Below are 17,386 nucleotides of genomic sequence, written 5' to 3'. Positions count from 1 at the left end.
TATGTTAAAGCATATTACCTTATAACCTTAGTTATTGTATCAATATCAACTAATAAGGCTAGACTACCATCTCCAAGTATTGTAGCTCCAGAAACTCCTTCTACTTTAGAATAAATTTTACCTAAAGTTTTTATAACGGTCTGATGTTGTCCTAATACCTCATCCACCACAATTCCTATTTTACCACTATTTGCATTAACAACAATAACATGCTCACTATCACTCTCTTCATCAGATATTTTAAAAAATTCTCGCAAACGTATAAAGCTAATCATGCTTCCTCTATAATTCATAACATTACTATTATTTTCAAACCCACACACCTTAGAAATCAATTTATCAGCTTCAAGACAAGACTCAACACTAGAGAGAGGCACAATAAAATGTTCATCTTTTACCCTCACAAGCCACCCTTCAATAATTGCCAAGGTCAAAGGAAAAATTAACTTTATGCGAGTATATTTGCCAAATTCACTCTCAAGAATCACATTTCCTCTAAGAGACTCTACCTGTTTTTTAACAACATCCATTCCAACACCACGCCCTGATACATTTGTCACAACATCAGCTGTTGAAAATCCTGGTTCAAAAATTAAATTATAAATATCCACATCTGATAAAGTCCTTGAAACAGCCTCAGATATTATATATTTCTCTATAGCTCTCTTAATTATTTTACGCTTATTAAGTCCTCTACCATCATCTTCAATAATAATAATCACAGAATCACCTGACTGATGCGCAGAAAGCTTAATGACACCTTGCGGATCTTTGCCTGCCTCTATTCTCTCTTCTGCCGGTTCAATTCCATGATCAATTGCATTCCTTATTAAATGCACTAAAGGTTCATTTAATCTTTCAATAATACTTTTATCAAGAACAGTATCACCACCTTGTGAATGATAACGAATTGATTTGCCAAGTTGAGCAGATAAATCTTTAACTATTCTTTGAAATTTTACAAATAAAATCTCAATAGGAACTGTTCTAAGTCCTGTGGTATAATCTCTAAGCTCATTAATAAGCAAAGAAAATTCAGCTGAAATTAAATTTAAAATATTATTATTACTACTCTCAGCTTCCTTTGAAAGCTTAGATTGAATCGTAACAAGTTCACCAACAAGATTGACCAAATGATCCAATTTTTTTGAATCAACCTTAATACTTGCAATGTTTACTTTACTCTTAGCAGTATCATCATTAAAATTAGCTCCACCCTTAAGAACCGTTTTATTATATATCTCTTCTGTTTTCGATGAATTCTGTTTCTCCTTAGAGAAGACTTTATCAACATCTTTATCTAAATTATTTACTAAGGAATCAAGCTCAAAGGCCTCAGGTATATCATAAGATGAATCAACTTCTTCAACAACAAATTTTGACTGCCCATCCAAAAATATAAAAATATCTTCTATAGAACTTTTACTCTCTTCTGTCTCTAGCTTGACTTCCCACTCAACATAAACATTATCAGGAGATATTAATTCCAAGTCAGGAATGTTTTTTATCCTAGCCCTAACTTGTCCATTTCCTAAATTTAATAATTTTTTTAAAAAATTGATTGGTTTGTGCCCATGAAATAAAATTCCTCGTGAAGGCGAAAAAAGAATTTTATAAATTTTAGTCTCAACATTTAAAGCTTCATCCTCAAATTTACCTTGAGTCAAAGATGCATCCAAGAGAGCTCCTTGTGAATCCAAATCATTAGATAAACTGATCTGATCTCCTCCAGTAGAACTTAAAACTGAATCAGTATTTAACCTAACACCAAGTCCAAATCCTTTTTTGATTGTATCTATCAAAATTTTTTCACGATCTTTATATGAACTCTCATCAATAGCCTCATCTCCTTCAATTAGTTCACGAATAAAATCAACTGCCATTAAAGTAGCATCAACAGTATCCTGATTAAATTCATCAGAACCTTCTTTTATAGGATCAAGGACCGTTTCTATTTCATGCACAAGAGAAGCTGTTAAATTAAAACCAAACATTCCTGCACTACCCTTGATTGTATGAAAATTTCTAAAAATAGAATTGATAACCTCTTTTCCGGATTCAAACTCAATATTAAGAAGTGCATGCTCAATATCTGAAATATTCTCTATAGACTCCTCTTTAAAAGAATCTTTAAATTTATCTATCATATCACTACTATTCATAAACTGCCCTTAAATACATAAAACTAAAATTCAATTAAACTAAGGCCTAAATCTAAGTGATCAATATCCTCAATATCATTTAAAAATCCACCATATATCAATGAACTTAAAACCTCATCGGATGGATATTCTATCTTTATAAATAAGTTCCTATCTTTAGCATATTTATTGGAAGCATACAAAATTTGTATAAAAGTAACATCTATTTTCTCCACATTTGAAAGATTCATTACCAGCGTCTCTTTTTCTTTCATCTCTTTAAGAATATTTAAAAGATCTTCTTTAACTTTAAAGATGCTGTTTACTACAAGTTCTCCTTCTGGATTATAAATCATAACACGTAAAACTCCTATTGATCACAATTAGGATCATATATTGTAGTATTTTTAAAACTGGAAAGTTCTTTAATATCAAATAGATTTTTTACATTAAGAATAATAATAAATTTATTATTAAGCTTACCAATGCCAGATATAAATCTCGAATTAAATCCTGTACCAATCTTTGGAGCCTCATCAATATCGGATAAATTTAGCTCAAGAACCTCATTAACATAATCTACTAAAATTCCAAGATTCAATTCATCACCTTCATATATCAGATTTAATATGATGATATTCGAAATATCAACGTCTTTTTTCTTAAGCCCATCATCACTAACTTTACGATCTTGCATACCAAATTGCTTTCTAATATCAATTACTGGAACTATTTTTCCTCTATTATTGATTATCCCTGCCATATAATCAGGGGTTCTTGGTATTTTTGAGATTTTAGTATACTCTAAGACCTCAACAACATATTTAATTTCAATCGCATAAAGCTCATCTAAACTAAACAAAAGATACTGATTTAATGTACCCTGTAAATCGGTTTCTAATTTCATAAATGCCTCTTAATAATATAACTAATAATATAAGAACACTCCATAAGTTTTATTCAAACCTCACATATCTTACATATTCTCATGTATAAATTATAAATCAAAAATTTCAATACTAAACAAATATAAAATAATGTTCAAATGTCATACATAATATAAGTAAAAATATCAATGTTCATCACCTTAAGTTACTAGAAACAATAATACCTAATAACTTGGTCTCTATAAATAACACTCACAAAAGAACATTTGAAACAATCCAGGCAAAACATAATTAAACTTTCACAATGGTCCTGAATTATTAAAACTCACTCTTATTAGTCAAATATAACAATTTTCCATAAAAGGAATACTTGAGTATGAACAAAATTGGATAAACAATAAATGATAATAAACGATTTATCTTTATTACAAACCTATTGAATTATGTCAATCCAGAATTAAAATTCATATTATATTTTATAATAAAGGAAAAAAACTTATGAAAAAAAAGAACATGCTTGCCTTAATGTTTATGTTAGCATCAATATCTGCTTTTGCAAATTCAACATCAACAGCAAGAAACAAATTCGGTATGGGGATTTTACTGCCATTCCCAATTGCATTAGAATTCAATATTGGAAATTTTGATATAGACTTAGGTGCCTACAGTGGAACAAACAACTTTTTTCAGGATTGGAAAACTTTATTCCTTGCAATAGACTACATCTTTTACATACATACCTTTTCAAGAGCAGATAACATGCTAGACTTTGCTATTGGAGGCGGTGGATATGGAACAATATGGTTCTCAAGATGGAGCAACAATAAAATAAATAGTGGTCCAATGAGCTTAGGAGCAAGATTACCACTGATCTTAAATCTTGCAATAGCCAGAAAAAAATTTGATATATTTTTAAAAGTAGCACCTGGTCTTGGATTAAATATTTGGAGTAGAGGAGTTGGATTTAGATGGGAAGTATTTGCCGGACTTGGTATGAGACTTTGGTTTGCATAAAAATAACTGCTTATCATATCAAGAGAAATACTTAAGTATTTCTCTTGACAAATTAAGTAAAATATCAAAATAAAATTTCAATATATGCTTAAAAACATCAAATAATCCCACTCCCAAAAAACTGCTATTATCCCAAAAATCATACACGATTTAAATGATATGTATATTGAAAATCATCAATAACAAAATTGATTGCATAACTTAAAAACAAACTGAAATTATATATATAATTTTATTTAAATATGACAATTCATACTATTACTTCCCTTTGAAAACAATCGAGTATATACTTAAAAAATGAGAGGATTTATAAGTACATGAAAAAAACAATCTTAATCTTACTACTAATAAACTACTTTAATGTTTCAGCAAAAGAGTCACACACAAATAAAGGTTATTTCGGAATTGGAATATTAGGGCCATTATCAAACGCATTTCAACTGGTTTTAGGTAAAAATATCACAATAGAAATTGGAATTTATAACGGATTAAAAAATTTATTCAACAATTTCAATACATTATTTGTTTCCCTAGAGTTTACTGCACTCTCATCAGATTCGTCAGAACAATCTAAAGCGATAGATGCTTCACTGGGAATTGGAATTTATGGGTTATGGTGGATACCTGAATGGCAAAATACCCGCAAAACGTATAATTCAACAAATATAGGAATTAGAATATCGCTCACCCTAAATTTACCAATTATCAAAAAAAATTTTGACATATTCTTAAAAACAGGACCGGGTATCAATATTTGGGGTATTGGTGGTGGCAATCCACAACAAAAATGGGAAGCATTTGCTGGTCTTGGTATGAGACTTTGGTTTGCATAAAAATAAACAGAATTATAAACACTTCAAATTTTAAATAAAAATTAAATCAACAGAATTCATCCCATAAAATTTTATTAATCATCAAAAATCAAATATAATGATATAGAAACATTAATTATTGGAGATTTAATGCAGAAATTAGTGCTAATAGCAATACTAACACTAAACATATGGGTCAGTGCATTTGGAAGAAGCTCATATTCAGATAGAAAAATAGGATTTGGAGGAAGCATTGGAAACCCAATATTTAATTATATTATGTCATTCCCATTTATAGATCTTGAAATAGGTTATGGAGGAACTAATGGTATTAATCTGTCAAAAGGCAAACTCAAATCAAAAAAATATGACTTTAACATATTTGTACTCTCAGCCTTAGATCTAATATTAACAATACCATTAATAGAAAAATTATCTATTGGAACAGGAATTGGGGGAAATATACACATATCATCTAACAAATCAAATTTCATAAACATGGAAATAGGATTTGGATTTAGAATTCCAATAGCTATTTTTTATGATTTAACAGAACAAATAGAAGTAGGTCTTAAAATAGCACCTTCAATAGAATTTGTATCAAACGCAAAATCCATTGCATATCATTATCTCTATGCAGGACTTAAAACAAATATAATAGGTGGAATATTCATTAAATATTATATTTAAATACTAATCTCAAATCATTCCCAAGTACTATGGAAAAATTCACCTCTCTTTGAATCAATTCTTTCAAAACTATGTGCACCAAAGAAATCTCTTTGAGCCTGAATTAAATTGGCTGGTAAATAATTAGTAGAATAAGAATCTAGAAAAGACAGACTTGCATAAAATGCTGGCAAAGGTATCCCAATTTCACTAGCCTTTGAGACTATTCGCCTTAAAGACTTATGATGATTTCTTATTATATCTAAAAAATAATCATCAAAAATTAAATTAATAAGATGTGGATTCTTATCATAAGCCAATTTAATCTTCTCTAAGAAAACACTTTTAATTATACAACCCTCTCTCCAAATCAAAGAAATCTTTCCCAAGTTCAAGTCCCAAGAATAATTAACAGATGCACTCTTAAGCATCATAAAACCCTGAGCATAAGCTAATATTTTGGAAACTAAAAGAGCATAATATAGGTCTAAAATCCAATCACTCAAATCAAATTCAACAGAATCCACGTCCATTTTAAGAATATCACTAGCAATTACTCGTTCATGTTTTAATCCCGACAAAAACCTTGCAAACACAGACTCAAAAATTAAATTCGCTGGCACATTTAATTGCAAAGCTTCAATTGATACCCACTTCCCAGTACCTTTTTGATTTGCAACATCTAAAATTTTATCAAGTAAATATTCATTATTTTCCTTATATTTTAAAATTTTAGATGTTATCTCTATTAAATAACTAGAGAGATCACCTTCTCCCCACTTGTCAAATACTTCGGAAATTTTTAAATTATCTAAATTAAAAGCTCTCTGCATAAAGAAATATGTTTCACCAATGAGTTGCATATCTGCATATTCAATTCCATTGTGAACCATCTTTACATAATGTCCAGCTCCACTCTCACCAACATAAGCAGAACAAATATCTCCCATATTTGTCTTAGCAGCTACTTTATTTAAAATAGGCTCAATTAATCCATAAGCTTTTTTGTTCCCACCATACATCAACGAAGGTCCAAATCTTGCACCCTTTTCACCACCTGAAATTCCAAGTCCAACAAAATAAATATCCTTAGAAGATAATTCTTTCTCTCTTTTTATTGTATCTTTATAATGAGAATTTCCACCATCAATAATAATATCGAATTTTTCAACTAAAGGTAAAATTTGTTCAATGACTTCATCAACAGCTGAACTTGATATCATTAAAATAATTTTTCTAGGTTTCTTTAAATTTCCAATAAAATCCTCAATATTTTTAAATCCATTAATCTTTTTATGAGCATTGTTTACAAGGAAAACTTCTGTTTTATCATTATCTCTATTATAAACAGAAACATTAAAACCGCTATCAGCAATATTTAACGCTAAATTACTTCCCATAACTCCTAGCCCATAAATACCAATATCCATTGTACTATCCTCTACCCTAATTTTTTATTACAGACAAATTTACTTTATTCATTATTTTTAGATTATGTTATATTATAAAAAAAGTAAAGATTAAAACAAATGCAAGACAGGAGAATTCTATGAAAAAACAATTTGATACAGAGGTTAATGATTTACTTTATTTAATCATACATTCTCTTTATTCTCATAAAGAAATATTTTTACGAGAATTAATATCAAATGCCTCTGATGCCATTGATAAGCTTAAATTTTTAAACTTAACAAACGAAAAATTCAAGGATATCAAACTAGATCCAAAAATAGAAATAAGCTTTGATGAAAAACTCATTAAAATAAAAGACAATGGTATTGGGATGAACAGAGAAGACCTGATTAACCATCTTGGTACAATTGCAAAATCAGGAACTAAAGAATTTATAAATAACCTAAAAAAAGATGAGAAAAATACTGCAAGCTTAATTGGACAGTTTGGAGTTGGATTTTACAGTGCTTTTATTGTCGCAGACAAAGTTGAACTTGTAACAAAAAAAGCATTGGAAGATATTGCCTATCTCTGGTCCAGTGACGGCAAAACAGGATATGAAATAAATAAGACAGAAAAAGATGAACATGGAACTGAAATAACCCTTTATCTTAACGAAGAAGGAATTGAATATACCAACAAATGGAAAATCCAAGAGATTATCAAAAAATATTCAAATCACATAAGTTATCCTATCTTCATCAAGTATAAAGAACCCTTGATGAAGGATGGCAAACAAGAAGGATTTGAAGAAAAGGAAGATAAATTAAATGATACAACAGCAATTTGGATAAAAAATAAAAATGAAATAACTGATGAAGAATACAATGAATTTTATAAAAATCTAACCTTTGATTATGAAAATCCATTAATTCATATTCATACAAAAGCAGAGGGAAGTATTGAGTATACAAATCTTTTTTATGTTCCAAGCAAAGCTCCCTATGATCTGTACTACCCAAACACTAAACCTGGTGTAAAACTATTTATAAATAGAATTTTTATCACAGATTCTGCAGACAGCTTACTTCCAAATTACTTAAGATTCATAAAGGGAATAATAGATTGTCAAGACTTGCCCCTCAATGTAAGTAGAGAAATTTTACAGCAAAACAAAATATTGGCCAAAATAAAGGCATCTTCTGTAAAGAAAATACTTAGTGAACTTGAAAAGCTAAGTGAGGTAGATAATTCTAAATTCAATGAATTTTCCAAAGAATTTGGAAGATGTTTAAAAGAAGGAGTTTATTCTGACTTTGATAACAGAAGCAAACTTATATCCTTAATTAGATTTAAGTCTTCTCACGTAGACGGACTTGTATCTTTAAGAGAATACAAAGATAGAATGCCTGAGGAACAAAAAAGCATATACTATATAACCGGAGGGAGAGAAAATATACTTAAAATCAATCCAATTGTAACTGCTTACAAAGAAAAAGGATATGAAACTCTCATTATGGATGATGAACTTGATGAGGCTATTTTAAATTTCATCACAGAATATGATGGCATAAAGTTAAAAGCAATAAACAAAAACGAAACAAGTGACGAACTAAAAGATGAAAATTTCAAACAAATGGAAGAAGAATTCAAAGACATCCTACTCAAAGTAAAAACAATACTTAAAAATCATGTCAAAGATGTGTCACTATCAGCAACGTTAACACAAGAACCATCAGCAATAATAATTGATAGTGCTGACCCCACTTATCAAATGCAAAGAATTATGATATCAATGGGACAAGAGGTTAAAGAAATAAAACCTATTCTTGAACTCAATCCAAACAATAAAATCATTCAAAATTTAAAAAATCTAGATGATGTAAACTTGGAAAAAATAAGCATTATTCTTTTTGAAGAAGCAATGATAACTTCCGGTCTACAAAGCAAAAACCCACGTCAATTTATAAACATAATAAATGAAATGTTAGAGCAAAACATATAAAGAGAGTAAGTTCGCAAGCATAAGCTTGCGAACTTACTTTTTAACTCTAAGAACCAAATCTTTGCCTGCCTCAACAGGTTTAGTCTGAGATATCTTAGTTTTAATGTCTTCAGTTAAAATAGTAGAAGAAGGTACAATATACTCAGAACCATCATCAAGTTTTCCAAACACATACTCAATGCTTGAAACCTCATCAGAATTTGCAATAACAACAGGCGTAACTACTGACTCTGCATGAGCCTTTAAATACTCAAGGTCCAGTCTAATAATAACATCACCTTGTTTGACGCTCATACCCTCCTCGGCAACTCTTGTAAAACCCTTACCATTCAAATTAAGAGTATTAATACCAAAATGCACAAAAATTTCAACACCTTCTTTAGTTTCAAGACTAAAAGCATGGTTAGTTTTGAAAATTTTACCAATATTTCCATCACAAGGTGCAACTAACTCACTTCCAGTTGGCATAATTGCAATTCCGTCACCAACTATCTTCTCAGCAAAAGCTTCATCTGGCACTTTATCAATTGAAACAACTTTTCCACTAACAGGCGCTATTAAATCCAAAGTAGCGGACTTTTTAAAAAAACCCAAAAAACCCATAAACTAATCTCCTATATATTTATCTAAAAATTTTAAAGTCTCTGATTCTAACTTACTATTTAATACTTTATTTGCCAATTCACTTAAGTCAGATATTGTATATTTGCTTAGCAAATACTTAATTCTAAGTGAAGAACTAGGAACCATACTTAAAGATCTAAATCCAAGCCCAATAAGAATTAAAGCTCCAGCCTCATCTCCTCCAAGCTCACCACAAACAGAAACATCAATGTTAAAATTATTACCAGCATCAAGAACGTTCTTAATCAGCCTTAATACAGCAGGATTATATTTATCGTATAAATTTGATATCTTTTGATTACCCCGATCTACAGCCAAAGTATATTGGGTTAAATCATTAGTACCAATACTAAAGAAATCCAATTTGTTAGCAAAGTCAGATGCCATTAAAGCTGCTGAAGGAACTTCTATCATACATCCGACTTCCAAATTTTCATCAAAAGGCAAATTCCTAGACTTTAAATTTGTTTTAGCTTTATTTATAAAATAATTCACTATATCAAGTTCCTCATATCTAGTAAGCATAGGAACCATGATTCTTATCTTGCCATAATGACTAGCCCTAAAAATGGCATTAAATTGACTTTGTATTAAATCCTCATAGTCCATATACATCCTAAGAGCACGATACCCTAGAAAAGGATTATCTTCCTTTGGGAATTTAAAATATGGAATCTCCTTATCTCCTCCAATATCAAGAGTACGAATAGTAACAACACTTTTTTTCTCAATAGTGTCTACAACTCTCTTATAGGCCTCAAATTGTTCATCCTCTGTTGGAGGCTTTACAGACTCCATATATAAAAATTCTGTCCTAAAAAGCCCTATACCATCAAGCCCATATTTATTAACATAAAAAACATCTGTAGGAGTTCCAATATTAGCCTTCAGAGATATTTTAATACCGTCTTTTGTCTTTGCATCTTGGTTTTTTAATGCGAAAAGCTCTCTCTCATACTCATTATACTCTAATATCTTATGTGCATATTTATCTAGTTCACTGGATGAAGGATTACCAATAATTATTGAAGACAATCCATCAATTATCAACTGCTCACCTTCTTTAATTTTAGTAATATCCAAAGGTGTCATCACAAGAGCAGGAAGTCCCATTGTCCTTGCCAAAATAGCAGCATGAGAAGTCTCACCACCAACTGTAGTCACAAATCCCTTAACATAACTTAAATCAACCTGCATTGTATCAGAAGGTGTTAATTCTTCAGTAATCAGAACCACATCTCTTTTAACCTCAGAGAGATCAGTAACCTGATCTAAAATATTTGAAATAAGCCTATTTCTAATATCTTTAAAATCAGAAGCTCTCTCTTTTAAATAAGCATCTGTATATTCTTCTACACTCGCAATTAATTCTTTAAAAGACAGATAAACAGCATAAGCAGCACAATAATTTTCATTCTTAATAAAACTTGTAACAGAATCAGAAAGTTCATCATCCTCAATCACTAATATCTGTCCTTCAAAAATGCCTTCCTTATCAGCACCAAGTTGAGCCACAGCCTTCTTTGTAAGCTCTTTAAGTGCAGATATAGCTTTTGATTTAGCATCATTAAATTTTTTTATCTCATCATCAATTTGTAAAGAAGCAATTTTTGATTTATCAATAAATTTATCAAAATCCTTTTTAATAAAAAGAGCCTCTCCTACACCTATCCCTTTAGATATTCTTTTCCCCGATAAAGTCATATAAACCTTCCATACCTATTCTTTAAAAGATTCAATGAGCTCAACAAGTTCAGTAACAGCCTTTTCTTCATCATCACCATCAGCACAAACCACAAGCTTCTTACCAGAAGATAATTCTAAGGTTTGTAATCGAAATAAACTTTTTCCACTAACAGATTTTCCATCAGCTTCAATAGTTATATCACTAGCATACTCTTTAGCTTTTTTGACAAACGTTGACGCTGGTCTAACATGCAAGCCATTAACAGCATTAATTGTAGCTTCTTTTTTTACCATAAACTTAAGCCCCTTATTTGAATAATTATTTTTTGATTAAGTTATTAACAAATAAATATTATAATGCATAAAAACAAATTGATAAATTAATTCTATTGCTTTTATACTAAAACTATGCCAAAAAACCAGCAATTATTTAATAATGCTAACTTTTACAAGACTAAAAACTAGATAATATATCGAAATAAAAATTTTTTATAAGTCTTAAACTTCTCTCCCCTAAACTAAAGTTTTTAACATCTCGAATATTTTTATCCAGCATCTTAAGAGAATCTTCAATTTCAACTAAAGATAAAGGTAAAGATTTATTAAGAAGTAAAACTTGAAAATCCCTTAAAGTAATAACCTTGTCATTATAAAATATCTTCATCAAAAAATCACTTATAATATCTCTTTTAATATTCAAAAGAACGCAAATAAAAATAATGTTTGCCTCTTTTAGAATATCAAATGAAAAAGTATCAACAAATATTCTGCTACAAAAACTCTTATTCCATAAATTTGTGATTGGAAATTTTAATTTACTTAAAAATAAAGTATGGCGACTTTGTATATAATCATCCCTGTTAATACTGTAAGCATTATAAGTATAAGTTCTTTTGGTTAAAATATTTTTAAATTCAAGATGAGCATCAAGACTTAACAATAAAGGATATAAATCAAATACTGTGTTTTTATAATAAAATCCATTAGCAATATTAATACTATTCAGATATATCCTATCATTTAGTCTTGAAATAAATTCATAAAATAACCTTGGAATATTTCTCTCTCCAAATTGCAATATTGTATCATAAGTAACACATGGTCCCATTTCCAAAAAATTACTCTTAAGAGAAACTTTATTAAATCTTTCAAAGTTATTAATTATAAAAAAATTATCAGAAATTTCATTTTTCATAAAAATTTCAGCATTTTTATGAAAATCAATCTCATTATAAACTATATAATTGTTTGAATCTTCCTTAAACAAATTAACAAGTGTATTAAAATTTTCTGGATAATATACCTTCAAACCTCTCATTTCCTCTCTAACTCTTCCAATCTCAAATAAAGATCTAAAAAAGTATTAACATCAAGACAATTACACTTTAATGTATGATAATAGCCTAAAATATCAGTCCTAATTATAACTTTACGTTTTAAAAGATAATAAAATAATAATGCATTAGATGAAAAACAATTTGTACAAAACCCAAAATCATTTTCTAATAAAACCTTAACTAAGGTTTCATAAAAAGTTGTATTTTGCAATCCCTCAACAGTAATGATGCTACGCCCATTTAACATAAAGGCTGAAACTAAAGACGAATATACAGGCTTTAAGTCTAATAGCACTAATGAGAATTTTTTATTCATATTTTCAATAAAATTTCGATTGCCTGAATAAAAAATACTTATCAAAAGCTCTCTAGTACTTAAAGGAAGCTTAATACTTTTTGAAAGAGTCTCTCCATTTAAATTAAAACTAATTAGTATCAATTCGTATACTCCAATTATCTAAAATATCCTTAAGATCAATAGGGGTCTTACAGATATTGAAGTCAAAAGCCTGGATTAAAGCTGTTTTTATTGCACAAACAGATGCAATAAATAATATTCTAAAAGAAAAAACAAATTCACCATCTTCAATAAACTCAAGATCCACAGAATCAACAATATCATAAGTAATATTTCCAAAAACATAATCAACTGCCAAGCTAAAAATTGAAAATATACGCTTATTATTTATCCTAAGTTTATCAAACTTACCGTTTTCAACAAAAAAATTCACATTACTAAACACAATATTAAAAGAATATATTTCTATATCAATTTCAAGAGAACAAGCAACATTAAATTTCTTATCTATATCCATAACAAAATCTTGACCAGCTACAACAGGATACTCTCCTTTAAAATTCTCACCGATCATCATGACAAGCACATCCTTAATAGCCAAAACTTCTCTTTCAATAATGTAAGATTCTTTAATCAACATACTATAAAGTCCAACATCATCCATACAAACATCACTAACAATAAAATTTACATTACTATAAGATAAGCTAAAAGTCCTAGCTAAAGTATTCCTTAAATAGTTCATTAAGTTGATATCCATAATTTTATAAGGAATAAATATATCTAATTTATCCTTATGTAAACTCATAGAAACAGTTTGATTGCCACCTAAGAGAGCAGAATCTAGATTAGAGTCCAGATTTAAAAAGGCAAATCCTATACCTTTTCTTCTCACATCAAAAATATTATATTTTTTCTTTAAACTTATAGAAGATGACTTGCGCATGATAGAATTTTTCAAATCCATCTCTTTAAAAAGCTTAAAAAAAACATTATATTCACTCTTAACATAGCTGAGTAAATAACTAAGAGGTTCAATTGACAAACTAACTGCAAGATTATAAAAATTTGAATAAATAAAATTATAAACAGCGATTCCAAATAAAAAATAATTATCATAAAAAAACACAGCATTACTTGTAGTCGATATAAAATTAAAATGTATACACACATCAAAAAATAAATTATCAAAAATATACCTGAGGTAATCAAAATAAAACTTATATAAAAAGTGTAATGGTCTGTTGATTTCAAGATCTAACATAATTTTATCAAGCCTATTTTCCGATGATAAATAATTGACAGCTGAAAACTTTAAGCTTAAAGATTGTGACATTAAAAAATGTCTCTTATAATAAATAACATTAACCTTCAGTCCAAGTTTTTTAGCAATTATTATGCCTTGTAAGACAGCATTAAAAGAAACTGAAAACAAAACATTAACACAATTATTATTAATAGGATTGATAATGATCTTATCTTTAGCAATACAAAAATTATCACTAATAATTTGCTTCACAAGTGCAATATTATCAAGGTCTGCATCAATGACTAAACTATCATCCTTAAAGCACACTTTAACTAAAATAACATCACTACAATAATTCAAACAGTCTGAAAACTCATAATAAGAATTATAAATTTTAAACTCACCCAATTCTTTTAATCCTGAATCAGGATAAACATCGTTTTGCTCAATGGCTTTTAATTCAAAAACAACACTTGCTTCTGCTTCTAATAAAGAGTCTAAGCTATCAGAATATAAAACCAAAGGAATTTGTCCTTCAAAATTTATTTTATTATCAAAAAGTTTTAAATCAAATTCATTAGAATCAAAAGCATCGATTACTTTTAAGGTAATATCATCTTTATAACTTATATTAAAAACCTGATCTTTATATTGATCTAAAATCTTAAAATCTTCAATGATAGAATTCTTGATATTACAACAAACTGGCAAAGCCCAAACTTCTTCCATATCCTTTAGCTTCATAAACAATTAAATAAAATAAGGAGTCAAAAATTTATAATTTATCTTCTATTTGTATCATTATGGCACAATACCAACAAAATTACTATTGAAAAAAAAACATGATGTAACAATTAAATTTACTCAATTAATGATATCCTAAAGATTAAAGTATAGAACTCAACGATTATATTATTTCAATGTTATTATATATTATATATTTTCTTTTGATAAATTCTACAAAGTATGATAATATCAAATAATATTAACAGGGTGTTTATGGGTAAAAAGATACTTTCAATACTCTCTAAAACTTTTATGTTGCTCTCTTGTACATTACTTTTTGGAGAGTCCAAAAAAAATATAACTCACTATATAATGAATCACTCAAAAGTTTATATCCCTAAAGAAGACTTAAGTGAAGATTTTGACAACGAAGAAGAGATAATTTATCATAAGAAAAATGAAATTTCAAAAGATAACAACTCAAATACACCAAGTAAAAAATCAAAAAAATTTAAAGTTTCAGAACAATTTCAAGTATCAGATAACAGAAAAACAAGAAATGATGTCTTAACAAATGAGGAGTTAGAATATCCAAAAAGTTTAAACACAAAAAATTTTTACTCAGAACAAGAAAATATAGACGATTGGTTCATAAAAGATATAGATAAGTTAAAACTTAGAATTGAAAACTATGAGAAAAAAATAGAAAATATAGAAAATCTTTTAAGTCACACAAATATAAAATCAATAAAAAAAAAGAATGAAGAATACGAAATTTTAACAAAAAATTTAAAAGAAATCATTGAAAAAATAAAAAATCTAATTAACATAAAAGAAAACTTATTTAATCATGCTCTTCAATCAAAAAACAATCATTACAACAATGATCAAGAATATGAAGAAAATCAAAATGAATATATATCCAATGAAGAATATAATTATCCACCGGAAAAAAACACATATGATATACATGCTCAAGAACAGGAATATTTCAATTCAGAAACCCAAATCCTAAGTGAATTGAACAATAAAATCAATAATAACAAAGATACTCTTAACAATAATACTCACAAATTAAGTGAGCTGGATGATAAAATCAATAACAACAAAGATACTCTTAACAATAATACTCACAAATTAAGTGAGCTGGATAATAAAATTAATAATAACAAAGATACTCTTAACAACAATACTCACAAATTAAGTGAATTGAACAATAAAATCAATAATAACAAAGATACTCTTAACAATAATACTCACAAATTAAGTGAGCTGGACGACAAAATCAATAACAACAAAGATACTCTTAACAACAATACTCACAAATTAAGTGAATTGAACAATAAAATCAATAATAACAAAGATACTCTTAACAACAATACTCACAAATTAAGTGAGCTGGACGACAAAATCAATAACAACAAAGATACTCTTAACAACAATACTCACAAATTAAGTGAACTGGATGACAAAATCAATAATAACAAAGATACTCTTAACAACAATACTCACAAATTAAGTGAGCTGGATGACAAAATCAATAATAACAAAGATACTCTTAACAACAATACTCATAAATTAAGTGAGCTGGATGATAAAATCAATAACAACAAAGATACTCTTAACAACAATACTCACAAATTAAGTGAGCTGGATGACAAAATCAATAATAACAAAGATACTCTTAACAATAATACTCACAAATTAAGTGAGCTGGACGACAAAATCAATAACAACAAAGATACTCTTAACAACAATACTCATAAATTAAGTGAGCTGGATGATAAAATCAATAACAACAAAGATACTCTTAACAATAATACTCACAAATTAAGTGAGCTGGACGACAAAATCAATAATAACAAAGATACCTTATTAGCATTTCAAAAAGAATTAATAGACTTAAAAAATAATCATGATACTAGTTTAAAAAATATCGAAAACAATTTATCTTCAATAGAAAAAGTAATCAATGCACTAAAAGACAAAATTGATAAAAATGCAGAATTATATGAAGAGAATAAAGATATAATGCAACAAAAGCAAAACAAAATAAATATATTAGATGAAAAATTAACGAATAATGAAAATGCTATTTTAACACTTAAAGAAGAATTTACAAAATATAAAAACAAAGACCTCTTCACACATGACAACAGAGAATCACAATACAAAAAAAAGGAATTTTATTCTAACAATAAAAAAACACCACATAAAAGAACTGTAATAAAAACTGCTGAATTTACAATATATCCAGATACACATTCAAACAATTATAATTTTAAAGATCAAAGCAGTGAGTTTGATTTTAAAAAATCTAACGGATATTACATTGAAATAGAACCAACAAAAAATTTACATAGAGCACAAGAAATTTACAAATTAATCCCAAAATATAATGTTAAAACCCATTTCATTAACCCATCACTCAAACATAAAGAAAAATTTTTCAGAAACTTAATAAAAGTAGAACATGCAAATGAGATAGGAACTCTATACAAAAACCTAGCATCTGAATTTAAAAAGATAAGAATAATAAAATAAAT

15 protein-coding genes are annotated in these 17,386 nt (G+C 28.2%); 5 read left to right on the top strand and 10 right to left on the bottom strand.

What is annotated here, in order from left to right; translation table 11 throughout:
- Nucleotides 1–14: 14 nt before the first annotated feature.
- The 3 genes from bpSLO_RS02850 to bpSLO_RS02840 are packed head-to-tail and all read right to left on the bottom strand — an operon-like array spanning nt 15 to nt 3,048.
- On the bottom strand, nt 15–2,162 hold the full coding sequence (locus bpSLO_RS02850; protein ID WP_025375565.1) for a chemotaxis protein CheA: 2,148 nt from the start codon (nt 2,160–2,162) through the stop codon (nt 15–17).
- Between the two features lie 23 nt (nt 2,163–2,185).
- Nucleotides 2,186–2,497: an STAS domain-containing protein gene (locus tag bpSLO_RS02845; RefSeq protein ID WP_025375564.1), complete on the bottom strand. Its 312-nt coding sequence runs from the start codon at nt 2,495–2,497 to the stop codon at nt 2,186–2,188.
- A gap of 14 nt (nt 2,498–2,511) precedes the next feature.
- Nucleotides 2,512–3,048, bottom strand: coding sequence for a chemotaxis protein CheW (locus bpSLO_RS02840; protein ID WP_025375563.1), 537 nt, complete (start codon nt 3,046–3,048; stop codon nt 2,512–2,514).
- A 478-nt stretch (nt 3,049–3,526) separates the two neighbouring features.
- On the opposite strand from bpSLO_RS02840, the gene bpSLO_RS02835 reads away from it, so the two are divergent.
- The 3 genes from bpSLO_RS02835 to bpSLO_RS02825 all read left to right on the top strand — a co-directional run bounded on the left by bpSLO_RS02835 (nt 3,527) and on the right by bpSLO_RS02825 (nt 5,544).
- Nucleotides 3,527–4,042, top strand: coding sequence for a DUF3996 domain-containing protein (locus bpSLO_RS02835; RefSeq protein ID WP_025375562.1), 516 nt, complete (start codon nt 3,527–3,529; stop codon nt 4,040–4,042).
- Nucleotides 4,043–4,359: 317 nt separating this feature from the next.
- Nucleotides 4,360–4,875, top strand: a complete 516-nt coding sequence (locus bpSLO_RS02830) for a BAPKO_0422 family outer member beta-barrel protein (RefSeq protein ID WP_025375561.1) — start codon at nt 4,360–4,362, stop codon at nt 4,873–4,875.
- Between the two features lie 129 nt (nt 4,876–5,004).
- Nucleotides 5,005–5,544 carry a BAPKO_0422 family outer member beta-barrel protein gene (locus tag bpSLO_RS02825; RefSeq protein WP_025375560.1) on the top strand — a complete coding sequence of 180 codons (540 nt, stop codon included), beginning with the start codon at nt 5,005–5,007 and terminating at the stop codon, nt 5,542–5,544.
- 14 nt (nt 5,545–5,558) lie between these two features.
- On the opposite strand, the gene gnd is transcribed toward bpSLO_RS02825, so the two are convergent.
- Nucleotides 5,559–6,953 carry a decarboxylating NADP(+)-dependent phosphogluconate dehydrogenase gene (gene gnd / locus bpSLO_RS02820; protein WP_025375559.1) on the bottom strand — a complete coding sequence of 465 codons (1,395 nt, stop codon included), beginning with the start codon at nt 6,951–6,953 and terminating at the stop codon, nt 5,559–5,561.
- A 119-nt stretch (nt 6,954–7,072) separates the two neighbouring features.
- Here gnd and htpG point away from each other — a divergent pair, with 119 nt between their 5' ends.
- The gene (gene htpG / locus bpSLO_RS02815) at nt 7,073–8,920 is read left to right on the top strand and encodes a molecular chaperone HtpG (protein ID WP_025375558.1); all 1,848 of its coding nucleotides are present in this window, start codon (nt 7,073–7,075) and stop codon (nt 8,918–8,920) included.
- Nucleotides 8,921–8,953: 33 nt separating this feature from the next.
- Here the strand turns inward: htpG and crr are convergent, their stop codons facing one another.
- The 6 genes from crr to bpSLO_RS02785 all read right to left on the bottom strand — a co-directional run bounded on the left by crr (nt 8,954) and on the right by bpSLO_RS02785 (nt 14,858).
- A complete protein-coding gene (crr, locus tag bpSLO_RS02810) occupies nt 8,954–9,523 on the bottom strand; it encodes a PTS glucose transporter subunit IIA (protein ID WP_025375557.1) in 570 nt (189 codons plus the stop codon).
- A gap of 3 nt (nt 9,524–9,526) precedes the next feature.
- Nucleotides 9,527–11,248, bottom strand: coding sequence for a phosphoenolpyruvate--protein phosphotransferase (ptsP, locus tag bpSLO_RS02805; RefSeq protein ID WP_025375556.1), 1,722 nt, complete (start codon nt 11,246–11,248; stop codon nt 9,527–9,529).
- A gap of 15 nt (nt 11,249–11,263) precedes the next feature.
- Nucleotides 11,264–11,524 (bottom strand): HPr family phosphocarrier protein, encoded by a 261-nt coding sequence (locus bpSLO_RS02800; protein WP_011772499.1) that lies wholly within the window; start codon nt 11,522–11,524, stop codon nt 11,264–11,266.
- A 160-nt stretch (nt 11,525–11,684) separates the two neighbouring features.
- Nucleotides 11,685–12,548 carry a consevred protein gene (locus bpSLO_RS02795; protein ID WP_025407366.1) on the bottom strand — a complete coding sequence of 288 codons (864 nt, stop codon included), beginning with the start codon at nt 12,546–12,548 and terminating at the stop codon, nt 11,685–11,687.
- Entirely contained in the window at nt 12,545–13,006 is a 462-nt protein-coding gene (locus bpSLO_RS02790) for a hypothetical protein (RefSeq protein ID WP_025407367.1), read from the bottom strand. Before bpSLO_RS02790 ends, bpSLO_RS02795 begins: the two co-directional genes overlap by 4 nt.
- Nucleotides 12,993–14,858 (bottom strand): hypothetical protein, encoded by a 1,866-nt coding sequence (locus bpSLO_RS02785; protein WP_025407368.1) that lies wholly within the window; start codon nt 14,856–14,858, stop codon nt 12,993–12,995. The genes bpSLO_RS02790 and bpSLO_RS02785 overlap by 14 nt, the downstream gene beginning before the upstream one ends.
- A 255-nt stretch (nt 14,859–15,113) precedes the next feature.
- Between bpSLO_RS02785 and bpSLO_RS02780 the strand changes: the two genes are divergently transcribed.
- Nucleotides 15,114–17,384 carry a hypothetical protein gene (locus bpSLO_RS02780; protein ID WP_246989773.1) on the top strand — a complete coding sequence of 757 codons (2,271 nt, stop codon included), beginning with the start codon at nt 15,114–15,116 and terminating at the stop codon, nt 17,382–17,384.
- Nucleotides 17,385–17,386 lie beyond the last annotated feature (2 nt).

The sequence above is a fragment of the Borrelia parkeri genome (assembly GCF_023035815.1).
Classification (GTDB): Bacteria; Spirochaetota; Spirochaetia; order Borreliales; family Borreliaceae; genus Borrelia; species Borrelia parkeri.
Note: the sequence above shows the minus strand (reverse complement) of the source record. Positions and strands in the feature narration are given on the sequence as shown.